This window comes from Pseudomonas sp. GCM10022186 (assembly GCF_042656385.1).
Taxonomy (GTDB): domain Bacteria; phylum Pseudomonadota; class Gammaproteobacteria; order Pseudomonadales; family Pseudomonadaceae; genus Metapseudomonas.
In genome coordinates this window covers 1-717 of record NZ_JBHSOU010000062.1, presented here as the reverse complement: position 1 = coordinate 717, position 717 = coordinate 1, and the positions used below count along the sequence as shown (strand labels likewise).

At 67.5% G+C, this 717-nt stretch carries 1 protein-coding gene; it reads right to left on the bottom strand.

What is annotated here, in order from left to right; all coding sequences use genetic code 11:
- On the bottom strand, positions 1–717 hold a 717-nt coding region (locus tag ACFPU0_RS21065), incomplete at both ends, for a group II intron maturase-specific domain-containing protein (protein WP_377695230.1).

Genomic DNA, 717 nt, shown 5'->3' with positions numbered 1-717 from the left:
CCCGAGTGCGTCCCAGCGCTTCTTCGGCAGCGCTTGTTGCAGATGCGGAGCGCCGGCATTCCACCAGGGGCCGCGCCCGTTGGTGGCTGACTTCCAGGCCCGCTTCTCCGGCAACCCCAGGCGCATCAGCATGCGTGCCCGGGTTGCCGGTCGCTTCCAGTGCCGCCACAGCACATTGCGCAGTGACCGCCGCACCCAGCCATCCAGCTCGTCCACGGGCCGCTTGCTCTGGCTCAGCTTGAAGTAGCTGCTCCAGCCGCGCAGGACCGGGTTGAGCCGCTCGATCAGCCAGGTCAGCTGGCTACCCCGCCGGCCGCGCAGCAGGCTTTTCACCCGTTCGCGCAGGCGTTGCAGGCTGCTGCTGGCAATCCGCAGTTTCGGCTGCCGGTGCGCAGTCATGCCATACCCCAGGTAACTGCTGCGCCACGGGCGGATGACCTGACTCTTGGTCCGGTTCAACCGCAGCCGCAACCGCTGCTCCAGGAAACGCTCCAGACTGGTCATCACCCGCTCGCCCGCCTGTCGACTGCGCACGTAAACGTTCGCGTCGTCGGCATAACGCACGAAACGGTGGCCGCGCCGGCTCAGTTCCTGGTCCAACTCGTTCAGCAGGATGTTCGAGAGCAAGGGCGAGAGGGGTCCGCCTTGCGGCGTACCCTCTCGGCGCGGGCTCACGAGCCCGCCCTCCATGACCCCAGCCTCCAGGTAGCGACGGAT